Consider the following 17,835-nt stretch of genomic DNA (forward strand, 5'->3'; position numbering starts at 1 on the left):
CGAAACGTTGTGAATTGCTTTCAGAATTGTATTTTAGGTGATTATTCACAGTGAATGCAAAAAAGACCACCTCTTTGAACCTGTTGTGAATTGCTTTCAGAATTGTATTTTAGGTGATTATTCACAGTTGTTATTACTATGATGTGCAAGTAACTTTCGTTGTGAATTGCTTTCAGAATTGTATTTTAGGTGATTATTCACAGTGTAAGTGTAATAATACCTATCCAAAAAATGGTTGTGAATTGCTTTCAGAATTGTATTTTAGGTGATTATTCACAGTAAGTGGATTTTCAACAGTTCCCAGAGCCTTGTTGTGAATTGCTTTCAGAATTGTATTTTAGGTGATTATTCACAGTTTGTGGCCGGTGATAGCATGTATCCTCTTTGTTGTGAATTGCTTTCAGAATTGTATTTTAGGTGATTATTCACAGTACGATAATAAAATAGCTGCTTTGGAATACGTTGTGAATTGCTTTCAGAATTGTATTTTAGGTGATTATTCACAGTTTCAGACCCTCAAAAAACTACTCTTATGTTGTTGTGAATTGCTTTCAGAATTGTATTTTAGGTGATTATTCACAGTGCTCTGGAAAAGTATCATGAGGTCGCGCTTGTTGTGAATTGCTTTCAGAATTGTATTTTAGGTGATTATTCACAGTCAAGCCTATGCTACGCATTGGGGTAGCTTAGTTGTGAATTGCTTTCAGAATTGTATTTTAGGTGATTATTCACAGTCCCCAATAATATAAACATAGGCGCTTGCTGTTGTGAATTGCTTTCAGAATTGTATTTTAGGTGATTATTCACAGTAAATCGCCGCAAAAATGTTGATCCACGCAAGTTGTGAATTGCTTTCAGAATTGTATTTTAGGTGATTATTCACAGTTCTTCAAGCGTGAATAAGTGACGCGTCTGTGTTGTGAATTGCTTTCAGAATTGTATTTTAGGTGATTATTCACAGTTTTAGATTTCTAAGTTTCTCGCTTTCCTGCGTTGTGAATTGCTTTCAGAATTGTATTTTAGGTGATTATTCACAGTAGAAACAATTCAACAAAAAAGAGACCGCCTGTTGTGAATTGCTTTCAGAATTGTATTTTAGGTGATTATTCACAGTTATTGTTTCAATTAAAAAAGACATTGAGGAGTTGTGAATTGCTTTCAGAATTGTATTTTAGGTGATTATTCACAGTATTTTCCTTTTAACAAAGTATTTGCTTTCAGTTGTGAATTGCTTTCAGAATTGTATTTTAGGTGATTATTCACAGTCCTCTAAATATTTGAAGTACGAGGCAGTCTGTTGTGAATTGCTTTCAGAATTGTATTTTAGGTGATTATTCACAGTAGTTTCAATATCCACCACACAACTTGCGGAGTTGTGAATTGCTTTCAGAATTGTATTTTAGGTGATTATTCACAGTCGGAATCCCGTTTACTGGACTCTGAAGACGTTGTGAATTGCTTTCAGAATTGTATTTTAGGTGATTATTCACAGTGAAAACTTTCTAATTAAAAAAGAAAACTTTGTTGTGAATTGCTTTCAGAATTGTATTTTAGGTGATTATTCACAGTTTTTGTAGAAGCATTTATCAATATCGTCGTGTTGTGAATTGCTTTCAGAATTGTATTTTAGGTGATTATTCACAGTTGTATGTTCTTGGGGAGTTGTTTCGCTGGTGTTGTGAATTGCTTTCAGAATTGTATTTTAGGTGATTATTCACAGTTTGTCGTAAACTTTTCGTAAACTATTTACTGTTGTGAATTGCTTTCAGAATTGTATTTTAGGTGATTATTCACAGTAGAATATATGTGCTTTTGGATTGGCTGGCTGTTGTGAATTGCTTTCAGAATTGTATTTTAGGTGATTATTCACAGTGAATTATGAAAACAGAATTAGAAACCAAGTGTTGTGAATTGCTTTCAGAATTGTATTTTAGGTGATTATTCACAGTATACCGGCTCTAAAAATCTGGTATACTGTGCTTTAATCGCTTTGTTGGGGATGAAAAATGAAACGCTTAAGTTAGCAAGCGAGAACGTTAGACTATACTTTTTGAATCCTAAAACAATTCCAATTGTTGTGAAGGGGTTTCTTGTTCTACTTCTTTTTGGCCGTGAAAGAGCTCCATCATCCCAAATTGTTTATCGGTTATCTGCATAATACAGATTTTGCCTTTTTTAGGCAGATTGTTCTTTGTTCGTTTAATATGTACACTACTGTTTTCTCTACTGGCGCAAAAACGCATATAAATACTGAACTGGAACATCGCAAAGCCATCATCTAATAAGTTTTTTCGAAAACGAGCCGCCACTTTGCGTTCTGTTCTGGTTTCGGTAGGTAAGTCAAAAAATACAAGTACCCACATACTGCGGTATTGGTTTAATCGTGTAAAATTACTTTGGTCAATCATTTAGGGGCTGTTTGCCATATATTGCGGATATAGAATTTTCCGGTTACTGCCTTCAAAGCAATCGTATAAACTGCTAGTGGTTCTACTTACAGCATTCATCAAAGGGCTCCATTTACCATCTATAAAAACATCGAGCGCCGGTATTTGTAAAAGTTGTGATTTTAGCGTGGTGGTAAGCTCCTCTACATTTGCGCCCGTCTCTAAAATTTCATAAACAAGGGCATCTACATAAATGCGGTAGGGCTCCATAATATCATCTGCCAGACAAAAGGCGTTGTATTTATTACGGTGAAAAATCCCCACCGAAGGTAACATACCACTGCTTATTAATGCCCTTGCCACCACGGCCCTTAATATAGCGTATCCATAATTCAACAAATTGTTAGGAGCTATGCCTTCCGTTAAAGAACGGGATTGGTTTCGGCTAAAATGAGGGACTAATACACTGTAAATGTTTTGAAAATAATGGGCAGCTGCATAAGCTTCGTGATTGGCTGCATCCCCACTTTTTACTTGAGTTGCCCATCGCTTTAATTTTAAATCGTCTTTATTCCTGTCTTTTAAATGTGCAGCTTGGTTTTCAATTTTGGCTTGTACAGTTTGTTGCCATAAATTTTTCTTTAAGGGTACACTAGCGTTTAATTGGTGGCGTATACGCTCTGTTTGTTCTGTATGCCCTACTAGCGGTTGCAAAAGAGCGCAGGGGAGGTGCTGTTTGTTACAAGTGATTACCGCAGTTTTATTTTGCACTAGCTTCATCAATAAGCCATTGGTAATGGTAATCTGCGGGTCTTCTAAAACCACATAGCCTAAGTCTTCTATAGGTATAGTAGCTTCCTCTTTTTGTCCCGATGGAAACGTAACCACCAACTGCTCATTGCGTGTGCTGAGGTAAGCGGGATTGCCAAAAAAGAGAGTGCGCTTTATCATTTCCCTAAGCTTTGGTAATGTTACCGAGTCTGTCGACTTTTAGTTTGACACATCTTTCTTTTATCATGATACCTTCAATATCTTTCTCCATTTTATTTAATGCTGAATACTCATTTTTATCCCAAATACAAACAGCAACTTCACCTTTTATAAAAAAACATTGATAGCCACTTGAACTTACCATTTTATAAACCCTATTAACCTGTTCTTGATTTAAATTATTGAAGTCAATGGCATCTATATTAATTAATTCCTCATCCGTTGGAACGTAAACCAAATCATTAGGAGAAAGTGTAAATAAAAATGTGCCTTTTTTACTGTTGGGCTGTATGGGTAACCGTTCACTTTTAGGTAAATGTGCTACTTGCTTTTGGTGCGCAATAACCTCATTTAGCGGTACAGTTTCATAATTTCTTTTTTGTTTTTTATCATCCCAATACACAGCAAAAAAGAGGTTGGTGCCCTTTGCGGCTTCAACGTATTTCTTGTTTTTTGCTGAATTTTCATTTTCGGATATAGAAAATTTGCTTCCTACTTCAAAAAATTTAAGCTTACGGATAGGTTGATGATTTTTACCATTGTTTAAAGTAATAATATTTTTGTTCAGATCTTCAATTCCTTCATCACTAAAGGCCACATCAAAATTAATTTCACCTTTCTCGTCTTCATAGTTTTTTAGATGATTTGGCAAAATTAATTCTCTTATTTGTGGGTCTGTTATTTTGGCTAAGTGCTTTTCGTTTTTAATATCTGCTAAAGAACCTCTTACGGCAGTTGCTATTTTACCTTTAGGTGTTTCAATATTGTATTTGCCTGAAACAGTTTCTTTGTGCATTGCCTTTCGTATTGCCCAATTATCTCCCTTGGTTTGCTTGCGAAGTTTTTTAATGGGTTTGCCGTTTTTGTCTAAATTCAGCTTGCCATTTTCATCATTATAAGACCAAAATTTGTTGTTGGCTTTATTGATAACGCGCAAGTTTTGTTTAAAACTAATGACTGTTTTTTCGAGTTGATTTTTAGCATCGGTTGTAAATCCTTGCCACGGCATTTGAAAGGCTTTAGTATAATGGTCATTTTCGTTTTTAATTAATAATTTATCCCTTAAGCCATAATTTTTCTTTTCGGCATTTAAAGCACTCAAATAATGGTTGTGATTGCGTGTGCAACAAGCTACCGCCAATGCGTCTAAAGCGTGATGGCGATGGTCTATACGTTTTTTGCTAAAGCCTTTTAGCAAGTCGTCTGGCACAGTAGGTATGGTATTGCCATTGGTGTTTGTTGCTGTAAAATCATTGGTTTGTGTTAATTGATTTAAACGCTCAAATCGTGGTAAAATAAGTTCGTTCCACTTATCGTTTAAGCCCCAATCTTTTTTAAGTTTTGAGGTTACAGAACCCGTTACAGGAATCAGGTTTTTTGAAGTGGCTTCTTGTTCGCCTTCTTCGCGCACAATATTACTCAACAAACCTTTAATCAATTTACTAATGTAACGGCTATCGTTCAATTGCCTATTGATAAACCCTTCTGGGATATCTTCACTTAATAAATTTTTAAGCTTTTGGCGATTGTTTTTGAAATATTGGTTAACGTGGGCTTCGTATTCTTCAAGACTTAATAAATTATGTCCATTGATAACGTTCCCCCCTTTTACTTTTAAGTATTCAAATGCTGTTTTATTGTCTTTATCTTCATTTACGGCACTTTCACAAATAATTTTATTACTCAAGGAGTTGTCAAAATAACGAGACTGTGGTATAATATGTTCTATTTGATATTCGTGCGTAAACAGTTTTGATAAAGGAATAGGTTTACCTGTATAAGGCGAAATATAGCCTTGCTCTAGCCACAAACGATAACGCTGAATTTCTTTTTGAGTTGGACTGTTGCTTCGTCTAATCTTTGTGATTTCATCTTCGCTTACTTTTGAATAATCTACTTTTGGATTTTGATAAATACCTTCTTCATAGATTTTTAATAAGTCTTGTTGACTAGGCGAATAATCCCTCACATCGCCCTCAATAGAAGTATCGTTCATTAGGTTTTTTAAAACCTCTCTAATTCGATGATTTGTGTTTTCGTTTTCGATATTTCTATCAGAAATTCTTTTTCGCTTATCGGCTGGATTTTTCATTTCACGACCTAACTCTAGGTGAATTTCATTGAAAAAATCAGGTTGGCTTTTGCCGTGATGTTTCCATATATCTCGCACCACTCGCAATGTTTCGGTAACCACTTGCTCTACAATAGGATTGCGAAGCGAATGTTGTTTAAAGTTTTTAAGATAAATGTCAATATCATCAGGTGTTTTCCAATTTTGGATATCACTACCCTCTGAATGTCTTCCGTAAACCAGATACGTAGCTTGGTATGTATTTAAGCCTAGTAAAGGATTTCTATCTTTAAAAGTGAGAAAACTTTTTGTAAGCTGTTTTTTTACATCATCATCGCTAACATTTGCCAAAGCTTCGGCTAATTCTTTAGCGTCGAAACCATCTTTTAAGTTAAGTGCATTAACTCGTTCCATTATCTCCGAAACACGCTGTTTTATTATATCTGAAATATCATTTTCGGTCCAATATTTACCTCTACGCATTAAAGGCAACAATTTGCTCAATGCTTTTTTAGAGTAGCTGCCATAATCGCTTTTAAAAGGTGGGAATTTGATGAAATTAGCTACAAAAGATTCTTGGTTTAAATGGTGTTTTATTGCGAACTTTTCTAAAGCAGATTTGTATTCATTAATATCTGAAACTGAATAAATAATGTGCCATAATTGTTCAATTCTAGACACAAACGGGCTGTTTTCTTTAGTGCCGAGTTGTGTTTTTTCATCTAAAAATGTGTTGATGTCATCAATATCTTCAACTTTAGTTAAGCGAGAAATAAATTGAGCTCTGGTTTCAGCAAAAGGGTATTTTTTATCTTCAACATAATTCCAGCGGTAATGGTCTTTTTCGGTTTTTTTGATGAGTTTTTTGTCAATGAAATATTTTATAAACTGATTTTGTTCCAGTTCTTTTTTACTCTGTAGAAAGTCGAATAAATCTACCCAGCTATCTTCGTTTGGTAATAACTGTTCGGTAACATCGGTAAGTTCGCCCTTATCCGTATCAACTTTATTATAGATTTTTAGGTTTTGTAACCACTGCCAATTTCTAAACTCCTGGAATAAAGGGTGTGATTTTGGAATGGCTTTTACAGCTTGTTTAACTTTTTCTTTCTCACCTGTTTCATTATTGGTTTTAAAGTAAACGCGTTGCTCTAATTGACAGCCGGAAATATTTGATTTTTGACTTTTAAGCGGACGTTGATAAAAAATAATATCGTCCATAAACAAATAGAGAAAATCGCGATTTTTTATGGTGTTTTGATGTGCTTCATTTCTTGGGTATAATTCTTCAATACAAGCTTCGTACAATTCGGTTGAAAAAAGTTGAGGTTGAAGTTCAATTTGCTTGGTTAATATTTTTATTAATTCCTCTTTGTAGTATTTTCTTTCGATGGTTTTTACAAGTTTCCCTCTTATTTTTTGGGTTGGACTTTTAAGTAATGTTTCATAAATGAATGAACCTACGGTTCCTTCAATTCCATTACTTGATTTAAAAGCTTTAATATGACCCTCTACATCTTGTTCGGTTTTCGCTTTTATTGCAGCCCAATCTTTTTCGGAATCAACGGCTTTATAGGATCTTTTTATATCTCCGTTTTTGAGTGTTTTTGTTGTTACAATAAACTCTTTGGTTCTATTTATCCAATCTTCGGTTTTAACAACTTGTTTATCGTATTTCCAGCCGTTTTCAAAAATCACATCAAAAAGAGGTTTTCCTTTCACAGCTTCACCAGAGTCAATAACTTCTTTTACTTTAAGTTGAACAAATTGTTTGTCTTTGTCGTCATCTAATTCTTCACCACGCAATTGATAATACCCGCGTTTTTGGTTAAAATTTAGAATAATCCAGGCCAACTCTTGCTTGGTCAATGGCTGAGAAAGTGCTTTTTTACGTAAATAATAAAGTGTCCAATCATAGGGTATCTTCGTTTCATCACCGTTGGACTTTACGTAGAATAATTCGGGTTGATACTTTTTAAACTCTGCAAGCATTTCATTAAAGGAAGGTTTAAAGATAAACTCGTATTTTCCATCCGCTTTTGGCTCATAGTTGAGTTTTATTTCTTTCCCCTCTTTAAATTGTCCTAGACGTGTTTCAAAATCGATGTGTTCGGCGTAATGCTGTGGTAAAAACTCAAGTATATTCAATACACGATGTAAACGTTCTCTTCGCAAATTGTCCCGTTGATATAAACGTCTTGTACCTCGATATCCTGTTCTTTCAGCAGTTTGCGAATGTGATTGTCCTGCATCAAATTTCCCTAAAACACCTGCATCCATAGGAATAATTCTGACTCCAATATCATTTATTTTTCCTTCTTTATTTTTAAAATCACTTTCAATTAGTGCCCATCCAATACTGTTAGTTCCTAGATCTAGTCCAAGTATACGTCTCATAAAAGTAAATATTGATTAGTGTTCTTTGTAAATTTATTTAAAAATAAAATTATCTCATTACGGAAAACCGTAATGTCATTAGTATTTTTTCTATTATATTTGGTTTACAATTCTGAAGCAATTCACAATAAGGATTATTCCGTTGTGAAAACATTTAAAGTGGTGCGGGTTAATTCTTGCATCACTTTCTCTTTTTTTAGATGTTTTATTGCTTTCATAAGTTAATTTAAGATTTGCACTTTAAATCACCGTGAAGTTACTTTTCTAATAAGGCCAAAAGCACTACTTTTGCACCCTCAAAATATTTTACCAAATAGACTAGCATGAAAAAGACATTCGACGTACTGATAGAAATACCAAAAGGAAGCCGAAATAAGTATGAATATGATTTTGAACTGAAAAAAATTCGCTTCGATAGAATGCTTTTCAGCAGTATGATGTATCCTGCAGATTATGGTTTTATTCCAGAAACCCTTGCCTTAGATGGCGATCCGTTAGATGTTTTAGTGATGGGTGGTGAGCCTACTTTCCCTATGTGTGTGGTTGAGGTTAAGCCTATTGGCGTTTTTCATATGGCTGATGAAAAAGGCCCTGATGAAAAAATAATTTGTGTGCCTGTATCAGACCCAATATGGAGTAGACTAAACGATTTAAGTGATATGAATCAACACACATTAAAAGAGATTGAGCATTTTTTCCAAGTCTATAAAGACCTTGAGAAAAAACGTGTAGATGTAGGTGGATGGGGTGATGCGGCTGAAGCTATTGAAATCTACAAGCTATGTGTAAAACGTTATAAAGAAACACCTGAGGTTCAGGGTCAGTTTAGTATTTAAAATTTCACCCCCTTTTTTCGCTTAAAACCCAACAAATCTTTAGGTGTCCTTCAATGCTTTCGTACTGAAGGAAAAGAGCTGTTGGGTTTGGTGAATTTTAGTGTTTCGTATCCCAAACCATTTCCTTATTTTAGCAATCGCTAATTAAAAAACCAATCTTAAAATTAAATTTTATGGAATCAATGATGATTTATGCGCCAATTGTAATGGCGATTGTAGGCCTAATCTTTATGGCTGTTAAACGCTCATGGGTATTAAAGCAAAATCCCGGTGATGGTAAAATGAAAGAAATAAGCGATCACATCTATGAAGGTGCACTAGCCTTTTTAAATGCTGAATACAGGTTGCTTGCCGTTTTTGTTGTTATCGTAAGTGTTGCACTCGCAGTAGTCTCATTTGTTGTTCCTACAACACATATATTAATAGTAATAGCATTTATATTCGGCGCTATATTCTCTGCCTTAGCAGGAAATATGGGGATGAAAATCGCTACAAAAACAAACGTTCGCACTACACAAGCTGCGCGTACAAGCTTACCAAACGCACTAAAAATATCATTTGGTGGGGGTACTGTAATGGGGCTTGGTGTTGCAGGTCTTGCTGTACTCGGATTAACAGCATTCTTTATCTTTTTCTTTCACTTTTTTATGGGAGGGGTTTGGACCAATACAATGGATATGACCATTGTTCTTGAAACATTGGCAGGATTCTCTCTTGGAGCGGAGTCTATTGCTTTGTTTGCACGTGTTGGGGGTGGTATTTATACAAAAGCAGCCGATGTAGGAGCCGATTTAGTTGGTAAAGTTGAAGCTGGAATTCCTGAAGATGATCCACGTAACCCAGCAACGATTGCAGATAACGTAGGGGATAACGTAGGTGACGTAGCAGGTATGGGTGCCGATTTATTCGGTAGTTATGTAGCAACAGTTCTTGCAGCCATGGTTTTAGGAAACTATGTTATAAAAGATATGGGCGGTGCCATTACAGATGCTTTTGGCGGTATTGGTCCAATTTTATTGCCAATGGCAATTGCAGGGGCGGGTATCATCATTTCTATTATTGGTACGATGCTCGTGAAAATAAAAAATAACGAAGCAAAAGAAGCGCAAGTTATGGGCGCGTTGAATATTGGAAACTGGGTGTCAATAGTTTTGGTAGCTGTATCATGTTTCGTTCTTGTAAAATGGATGCTTCCGGAAACAATGAATATGAGTTTCTTCGGTGAAGGCTTACAAGAAATTTCTTCAATGAGAGTGTTTTATGCAACTTTAGTAGGTTTAATAGTAGGTGCTGTAATTTCATCGGTAACGGAATACTACACGGGCTTAGGAAAAAAACCAATTCTTAAAATAGTACAACAATCGTCAACTGGTGCTGGAACCAACATTATTGCTGGTTTGGCAACAGGGATGATTTCTACCTTCCCTTCAGTATTACTTTTTGCAGGTGCTATCTGGGCATCGTATGCATTTGCTGGCTTTTATGGGGTTGCACTTGCAGCTTCAGCAATGATGGCAACTACCGCAATGCAACTTGCAATTGATGCATTTGGACCAATTAGTGATAACGCAGGTGGTATTGCCGAAATGAGCGAGCAAGATCCAATAGTTCGTGAACGTACCGATATTTTAGATTCTGTAGGTAATACAACTGCGGCGACTGGTAAAGGTTTTGCTATTGCTTCAGCGGCATTAACGTCTTTAGCACTTTTTGCTGCTTATGTAACTTTTACAGGAATTGATGGTATTAACATCTTTAAAGCTCCTGTTTTAGCAATGCTTTTTGTAGGTGGGATGATTCCCGTTGTGTTCTCTGCACTAGCAATGAATGCGGTTGGTAAAGCTGCAATGCAAATGGTACATGAAGTAAGAAGACAATTCCGTGAAATTCCAGGAATTATGGAAGGTAGCGGAAAACCTGAATACGATAAATGTGTAGCAATTTCTACAAAAGCATCTTTAAAAGAAATGATGCTTCCAGGGGTATTAACAATCGGATTTCCATTAGTAATTGCTTTCGTTCCAATGATTTTCGGAATGAACGCGATGGCAATTGCTGAAATGCTTGGAGGTTATATGGCTGGGGTTACTGTTAGTGGTGTGCTTTGGGCAATTTTCCAAAACAACGCTGGTGGAGCATGGGATAATGCTAAAAAATCTTTCGAAGCCGGTGTATTGATTAATGGCGAAATGACGTATAAAGGAAGCGATGCGCATAAAGCTGCCGTAACTGGCGATACTGTTGGTGATCCTTTTAAAGATACTTCTGGACCATCCATGAATATTTTGATTAAACTTACATGTTTAATTGGTCTTGTAATTGCGCCGATCCTTGGAGGCCACACAAGTGATGCCATGGCTAATGAAACCTCTTCCGAAGAAGTTTATTTTATTGATGCCGAAGGAAACAGAACTATTTTGACTGAAAAGCAAGTTCAATATATTGAAACTGGAAGCACTATTGAAGAAGGTGAAAACTTAAAGAACAAAACTGAAACTATGGTTGAAATGTTGAAGAACGACAACAACGATCAAGTTACGGCAAACGTTACCATTACAAGAACTGTTGAGGGGGTAGAAACTACTGAAGTTAAAACCTTCACAGGTACAGAAGAAGAAGTTCGTGCACAATTGAAAGATGTGGATGGAATGAAAATTAAGGTGAAGGATAAAGAATAAAGGGAAAGTCCCAAATTCCAAAAAACAAATTCTAAAAATTAAAACCCTGCCATGTCGGCGGGGTTTTGTTTTTTTACTGGTTGTAGAAGGTTATTAACTCTTCAAAATCAACTTTGCGTCAATATATTTAGGGAGGATTTTAAAATAGCCCGTGGAGTTCTGCGTCAATCTTGTTTATTACTTGTCCTAAATGCTCAGGATCGTCTACAAAATTAATATTATCTACATCAAAAATTATAAGATTTCCTTTGTCATATCCATGAATCCACGCTTCGTAGCGTTCGTTCAATCTACTTAGATAATCGATGCTAATGGAGTTTTCATAATCACGACCACGCTTATGAATTTGATTCACTAAATTGGGAATACTGCTTCGTAAATAAATAAGCAAATCTGGGCCTTCAGTTACACTTTCCATCAAATCAAACAGCGATCGATAGTTTTCAAAATCGCGATTGGTCATCAAGCCCATTGCATGCAAGTTTGGTGCAAAAATGTAGGCGTCTTCGTAAATTGTTCTATCTTGAATAACGTTCTTTCCTTTTTCACGAATATCGAGAATTTGACGAAAACGACTGTTCAAAAAGTAAATTTGAAGATTGAAAGACCAACGCTCCATTTGGTTGTAGAAATCGTCTAAATATGGATTGTCTTCTACATCTTCAAAATGGGGTTGCCATTTGTAATGTTTTGCCAATAAACGTGTAAGGGTGGTTTTTCCAGAGCCAATGTTTCCTGCAATTGCAACGTGCATTGTGTTATTTATTTGGAGTGGTTAGTTTAAAAGTGTGCAAATTTTTGCCGTCATAAATATACAGGAAATCATTTGTCAACTGCAAATCCTTTATGGTTATTTCAGGTAATTTCAGTTTCACGGTTTCTTTAGGAGTTTCATTGCGTTTGGCGAAATCTGAAATATAATACAGTGCATTTTCTTTTAAAGCAATCAAATTTTCATTCTGTTGCACTATTTTTTCGTACCCTTTTGAAAGGGTTTCGTTTAGCATGCTTCCGTAAATATTAAAAGCGCGTAGTTTATTTTCTGTTAGCGCAAAACAGTAATTAAAGTTGCTTGCCTGCGAAATCAATTTCCCAGAAAATGGCTGCGAAACCACAGTTTGTACCTTAGCCCTATAATTGTAAAGTTCTAATTGTTGGGTATCCACATTAAATAACCAAAGGCTATTGTTGCCAGCATTTGTAGCGGTGCTTACATTGAGAAACTGCGCAAGGTTGTTGAAGTTAATACGTTGTATTTCACTTAACTTATTGTCTAATAAAACCACAGTATTGGTATCTTGAAAAAAAACCACCACCTTTAACGGGTTTATAATATCTACCGAAGTTATGCGCCCCAGTTGTAAATCATTATATAGAAAATTACCGTCCGGCCCTTGTTTATTAATTACCCTGTCTTTTATAAAATAAGCATTTTTATAACTGTCGAAGCCTATAAAAGAATCTGCTACAAACGGAATTTCGGTTACGGCAGTTAGCGTTTGCCCAAAACTAAATTGGCAAATAAGCATTAAAAAGAAAAAAAATGGCTTCATAGAAGCTGCAAGTTACAAAAACAGCGTGCTATGTCAACGAAAAAGTGTGTAACACATTATAAAATGGCTCGTCTTATTTATATATTGTTTTAATTCGTTTCAATTAAACTTATAATCATCATTTTAGTCAAAGGTTTTTACCTTTCACTTTCACCATCAAATATTTTTATGAAAAGCTATCTATTTATATTCTCACTATTATTTTCATTTGCTATTAATGCTCAAAGCATCAGCGGTCAAGCTTATTATCAATCAAAAACCACAGTCGATCTCGATGCCTTTGGCGGTAATCGCGAAATGACTGAGGAAATGAAAAAAATGATTGCCGAAAGAATGAAAAGTATGCTTGAAAAAACATTCATTCTAACTTTCAACAAAGATGAATCCCTCTATAAAGAAGAAGAAAAATTGGATGCTGCCCCAATGAACCCAGGCTTTAGAATGATGATGAGTAGTTACACCCCTGGAGCCCAGTATAAAAACCTAAAGACCGGGCAAACTGTTGAAGAAAATGAATTCTTTGGGAAGCAATTTTTAGTGATTGATACCATCCAAAACCTAGAATGGAAAACTACAAACGAATCCAAGCAAATTGGACAATACATTGCTTTTAAAGCTACAGCAATTAAAAAAGTAAATCCAAATGATTACAGCATGGCTCGCCCAAGGCGTAACCGAAATGGAAAAAATGAAAAAGAAAATGCTGCCCCAAAAAAAGATACTACTCAGTCTCAAGACCCAATGGATATGATTGAAATTCCAAAAGAAATTGAAGTTACAGCATGGTTTACGCCTCAAATTCCGGTAAGCAATGGCCCAGGAGAATACGCTGGGCTTCCAGGGCTAATTTTAGAGCTTAACGCATACAGAACTACGCTCTTATGTTCAAAAATTGTAATGAACCCAAAAGAATCTGAAAAAATTGAAGCCCCAACAAAAGGAAAACGAGTTTCGAAGGAAGAGTATTCAAAAATTGTAAAAGATAAAACAGACGAGCTTCGTGAAAATTTTAGAGGGGGTGGTAATGGCCGTCGTGGAGGTAGATTTGGGGGGTAAAATAAGATAATTTTCGCATTCCTGTATTTTTAAAGTTGCTAAAAATATTCTTTAATCGAAACACCCAAAAGTTTCCTTATTTTTTTAATCTCCGTTATACGTATTATGAAAAAATTACTCTGGCTTGCTGTATTTCTTTTCGGATTTACTATTTCTGCACAAAGTATTAAGGCTAAAGGAACCATCAAGGATAGTATTGGTAATCCACTTGAATTTGCCAATGTTATTGCGAGTATAAAAACTACTGGCGCAACCGAATCCTACGGAATTACAAATCATCAAGGGCGCTATCAATTAGATCTTCCAAAGGGAAATGCTTATATATTAAAAGCAAGTTTTTTAGGCTTTGAAACCAAGGAGCAAATTGTAAACGTTCCTGCTGATGCCGAAAATATTGAGTTGGATTTTATTTTAAGCCCACAAGAAAATCAGCTAGACGATGTAGAGATTGTTTATGAAATGCCAGTAACAATTAAAGGTGATACCATAGTGTATAATGCAGATAGTTTTACCAATGGCGATGAGCGCAAACTTGGTGATGTCATGAAAAAACTCCCTGGGGTGGAGGTGAATGAAGATGGCGAAATACAGGTGGAAGGTAAAACCGTTACCAAGGTAATGGTAGAAGGCAAAGATTTTTTTGATGGCGATAGTAAACTAGCCACTAAAAACATTCCTGCTGATGCAGTAGATAAAGTTGAGGTACTCCGTAACTATAATGAAGTAGACCAAATGCGTGGGCTTGGCAATGATCGTGATAATGTTGCAATAAATATAAAACTAAAAGAAGGGAAAAAGAATTTTTGGTTTGGGGAAGTTACAGCCGGTGCTGGAATAGCAGATGATTATGCTGCCGAAAGTGGACGTTATTTAGTACATCCTAAATTATTTTATTACAGCCCAAAATATAGTATTAACCTAATTACAGACTTTAATAATATAGGAGAGGTACCGTTTACGTTTCGTGACTATTTCAATTTTACGGGTGGTTTTAAGAATTTTAATAAGGGTGGCGGAACTAGTTTTAATATTAAAAATAGTGACCTCGGTTTTGCTGTTTCACAAAACAATCGCGCAAAAAGTATAGCCGCTAAGTTTGTTGCTGGAAATTTCAGTTATGCCATAAACGATAAATTAGACATTAGTGGTTTCGGAATTTTTAGCGATAACAAAACCAATATTGTTAACAATAGTATTCGGCAGTATATTTTAACGGGACTCACCGAAAATACCAATGCTGAAAACGAACAACACAATCAATTAGCAATGCTAAAATTGAGCAGTACCTATAAACCAAACACCAGTTTTCAGCTAGATTATGACGCTTTAGTTAAAACTTCCAGTCAAAGTGAAGACGACACCACAATTTCAATAGTAAACACCAATCAAAATAATATTTCCGAAACAAAAGAGAACAAACCGTTTTCAATAAACCAAACAGTAAATGCATATTATACTTTAAACGACAAAAATATTTTTGCTGCAGAAATACAACATTTATATCAAGATGAAGACCCATTCTATCAAGCGATTCAGGATTCTATTCCGTTTCGAGGGGTTTTTACAATTATAAAGGATACTCTAAATAGCAATGCAGATACCTATACTCCTTTGGAACAATCAGACAGGTATAACATTAATCAAGATAAAACGGTAAAAAGCAATAAGCTGGATGCAAAGGTTGATTATTATTATGTACTTAACAATTTGAGTAATCTTAATTTTACAATCGGGACGACCTATAGCAATCAAAAATTTAATTCTGCTATTTTTCAGATTTTAGATAATGGGAACCAAAATGTGTTTACTGACACTGATTTTAATAATGATGTGTCCTATACGTTTACAGATGCTTTTTTTGGACTTCATTATAAGCTGAAAGCGGGGAAATTTATTTTTACCCCAGGAGTTACACTTCATAATTACAATTTAAAAAACGAACAATTAGGCACAACATCAATACAAAACGATTGGCGATTGCTTCCAGATGTTAATGTGGTTTTGGAGTTGAAGAAAAGCGAAAATATTCGTTTTAATTATGCTGTTACTTCAGAGTATAGTGATGTTAACGATTATGTGGAAGGGTATGTTTTTAATAATTACAACCGCCTTTTTAAAGGAAATAGCGCCTTGGAAAACGCTCTTTCACATACCTATAATTTGACATATTTTAGTTTCAATCTCTTTAATTACACCAATTTAAGCGGAAATTTAGGCTATACAAGAAAAATTGAGGCAATAAAAACCACTACCGAATTAGCAGGAATTAATCAGGTGAGTAGTCCAATTAATTTTGAGAGTAATTTTCCAGATGAAACATTTTCAGCAGCAGGAAGATTTAGTAAAACGGTAAAAAAAATCCAGTTTAAACTTGACGCAAGCCTTGTGGTTAGTAAGTCGAACAATACAGTTAACGAAGAAATCCGCGAGAGCCAAAGTTTTACGCAAAACTATAACGCAAGTCTTCAAAGTAACTTTAAAACCTTCCCCAATTTTGAAGTTGGATATCGATATATAAAAAACGATTATGATAATGGTGGCGCGGAACAGACCTATTTTACAAACCGTCCCTATGCAAACGTAAATCTTCGATTTTTAAAAAATTTCAACTTTTTTGCTGAGTGGGATTATTATAAGTATACTAATGAAGCTAAGACGGTGGAAAATAATTATTCCTTTTTCAATGCAAATTTATACTATCAATACGGTGATAGTCCATGGGAATTCTCAGTACAAGCAACCAATATTTTAGACACAGATGCTATAAATAACGATAGTTTCACCGATCAATTTAATACTACATCTCAGTATTTTGTGATGCCGCGAATTGTGATGTTTGTTATTAAATACGATTTGTAGTAATTAATTTTCAGTTAAACTGAATACAGCTATAGCCAACTGCCGGGCAAATTTTATATCTTTCCATAAAATTCTCCATTATGCGAAACGTTCTCCTCGGAATAGTAATTGCTTTTGTTATCGTTTTTGGGCTGCGTTATTGTGAAAATAAAAAAGAAACTAGAGAACTTCTTGAAGCCAATACGGCATTAATCCAAAAGGAACTACAGCATGTTGGAAAACTAATTGTTACGGAAGGAAGCTATGCGCAGGTTTTTACATATAATGACAGCAAAGCGTTGCTATATGGAATGTTTGATGCGCGTAAAAAAGCCTTAGTAGTTGTAAACGCCAAGGCAAGCATCGCTTATGATTTAAGTAAGGTGAATGCACATATTGACGAAGTTACAAAAACACTTACCATTACAAATATCCCCGAGCCAGAACTTACTATAAACCCAAATATTGAATATTACGATGTTACCCAAGATTATTTAAACCAGTTTACAGCTACAGATTATAACAAAATAAAACAGCGTGTAGAAAAATCACTTCGCGAAAAAATAGAGGCTTCCGAATTGCAAAAAAATGCAGAAAACCGATTGATTTCTGAACTTCAGAAAATTTATATTTTAACGAATTCTATGGGGTGGACTTTGAAATATAATTCTGAAAAAGTACAAAGCGAAGGCGATTTGCAAAAACTTAAATTATAGTTTTTTACTTAAACTAAACCAGCCACCGCCATTCATTGCCTCCACACCATTGCTTTTTAAAATAGTAGCAGCACTCGCACTTCGCATGCCGCTAGCGCAACACGTAATTATAGGTTTATCCCATTTTTTTATTTCATTTATTTTTGAAGCAACTTGCTGCAGCGGAATGTGTTTGGAGCCAGGAATTGCACCGCTTTCATACTCAGATTTACTGCGAACATCTAAAATTACTGCGTTTCTGCTCTTAAAATCCTGAATTTTTTTTGATTTATTTCCGAATAAAAGATTGAAGATTCCCATAAGTATTTTTCCG

General features: G+C 35.2%; 11 protein-coding genes and 1 CRISPR repeat array (1 of these 12 cut by a window edge). Of the genes, 5 read left to right on the forward strand and 6 right to left on the reverse strand.

Features of this window, described 5'->3' with window-relative positions; all coding sequences use genetic code 11:
• Positions 1–1,949: a CRISPR direct-repeat array (repeat unit 46 nt; unit sequence GTTGTGAATTGCTTTCAGAATTGTATTTTAGGTGATTATTCACAGT) (it extends 374 nt beyond the left edge of the window).
• Positions 1,950–2,057: 108 nt separating this feature from the next.
• The 3 genes from cas2 to cas9 are packed head-to-tail and all read right to left on the reverse strand — an operon-like array spanning position 2,058 to position 7,845.
• Entirely contained in the window at positions 2,058–2,408 is a 351-nt protein-coding gene (gene cas2, locus ABJ955_RS08155) for a CRISPR-associated endonuclease Cas2 (RefSeq protein WP_347374091.1), read from the reverse strand.
• On the reverse strand, positions 2,409–3,338 hold the full coding sequence (cas1, locus tag ABJ955_RS08160) for a type II CRISPR-associated endonuclease Cas1 (protein ID WP_347374092.1): 930 nt from the start codon (positions 3,336–3,338) through the stop codon (positions 2,409–2,411).
• A gap of 4 nt (positions 3,339–3,342) precedes the next feature.
• Positions 3,343–7,845, reverse strand: a complete 4,503-nt coding sequence (cas9, locus tag ABJ955_RS08165; RefSeq protein WP_347374093.1) for a type II CRISPR RNA-guided endonuclease Cas9 — start codon at positions 7,843–7,845, stop codon at positions 3,343–3,345.
• A 323-nt stretch (positions 7,846–8,168) separates the two neighbouring features.
• Between cas9 and ABJ955_RS08170 the strand changes: the two genes are divergently transcribed.
• Entirely contained in the window at positions 8,169–8,681 is a 513-nt protein-coding gene (locus ABJ955_RS08170) for an inorganic diphosphatase (RefSeq protein WP_347374094.1), read from the forward strand.
• Between the two features lie 173 nt (positions 8,682–8,854).
• The gene (locus ABJ955_RS08175) at positions 8,855–11,359 is read left to right on the forward strand and encodes a sodium-translocating pyrophosphatase (protein ID WP_347374095.1); all 2,505 of its coding nucleotides are present in this window, start codon (positions 8,855–8,857) and stop codon (positions 11,357–11,359) included.
• 139 nt (positions 11,360–11,498) lie between these two features.
• Here ABJ955_RS08175 and ABJ955_RS08180 read toward each other — a convergent pair whose 3' ends face one another.
• Together ABJ955_RS08180 and ABJ955_RS08185 are read right to left on the reverse strand one after the other, a co-directional pair.
• Positions 11,499–12,113 carry a deoxynucleoside kinase gene (locus ABJ955_RS08180; RefSeq protein ID WP_347374096.1) on the reverse strand — a complete coding sequence of 205 codons (615 nt, stop codon included), beginning with the start codon at positions 12,111–12,113 and terminating at the stop codon, positions 11,499–11,501.
• A gap of 4 nt (positions 12,114–12,117) precedes the next feature.
• Complete coding sequence (locus ABJ955_RS08185; RefSeq protein ID WP_347374097.1) at positions 12,118–12,912, reverse strand: hypothetical protein; 795 nt, start codon at positions 12,910–12,912, stop codon at positions 12,118–12,120.
• 168 nt (positions 12,913–13,080) lie between these two features.
• Between ABJ955_RS08185 and ABJ955_RS08190 the strand changes: the two genes are divergently transcribed.
• From ABJ955_RS08190 to ABJ955_RS08200, 3 genes are all read left to right on the forward strand, one after another.
• Positions 13,081–13,968 carry a GLPGLI family protein gene (locus tag ABJ955_RS08190; protein WP_347374098.1) on the forward strand — a complete coding sequence of 296 codons (888 nt, stop codon included), beginning with the start codon at positions 13,081–13,083 and terminating at the stop codon, positions 13,966–13,968.
• A 105-nt stretch (positions 13,969–14,073) separates the two neighbouring features.
• Positions 14,074–16,827, forward strand: coding sequence for a carboxypeptidase-like regulatory domain-containing protein (locus tag ABJ955_RS08195; RefSeq protein WP_347374099.1), 2,754 nt, complete (start codon positions 14,074–14,076; stop codon positions 16,825–16,827).
• Between the two features lie 80 nt (positions 16,828–16,907).
• Complete coding sequence (locus ABJ955_RS08200; RefSeq protein WP_347374100.1) at positions 16,908–17,522, forward strand: DUF4230 domain-containing protein; 615 nt, start codon at positions 16,908–16,910, stop codon at positions 17,520–17,522.
• Here ABJ955_RS08200 and ABJ955_RS08205 read toward each other — a convergent pair.
• On the reverse strand, positions 17,517–17,822 hold the full coding sequence (locus ABJ955_RS08205) for a rhodanese-like domain-containing protein (protein WP_347374101.1): 306 nt from the start codon (positions 17,820–17,822) through the stop codon (positions 17,517–17,519). The genes ABJ955_RS08200 and ABJ955_RS08205 overlap by 6 nt on opposite strands.
• Positions 17,823–17,835 lie beyond the last annotated feature (13 nt).

The sequence above is a fragment of the Aequorivita sp. Q41 genome (assembly GCF_039831855.1).
In the GTDB taxonomy this organism is placed as follows: Bacteria; Bacteroidota; Bacteroidia; order Flavobacteriales; family Flavobacteriaceae; genus Aequorivita.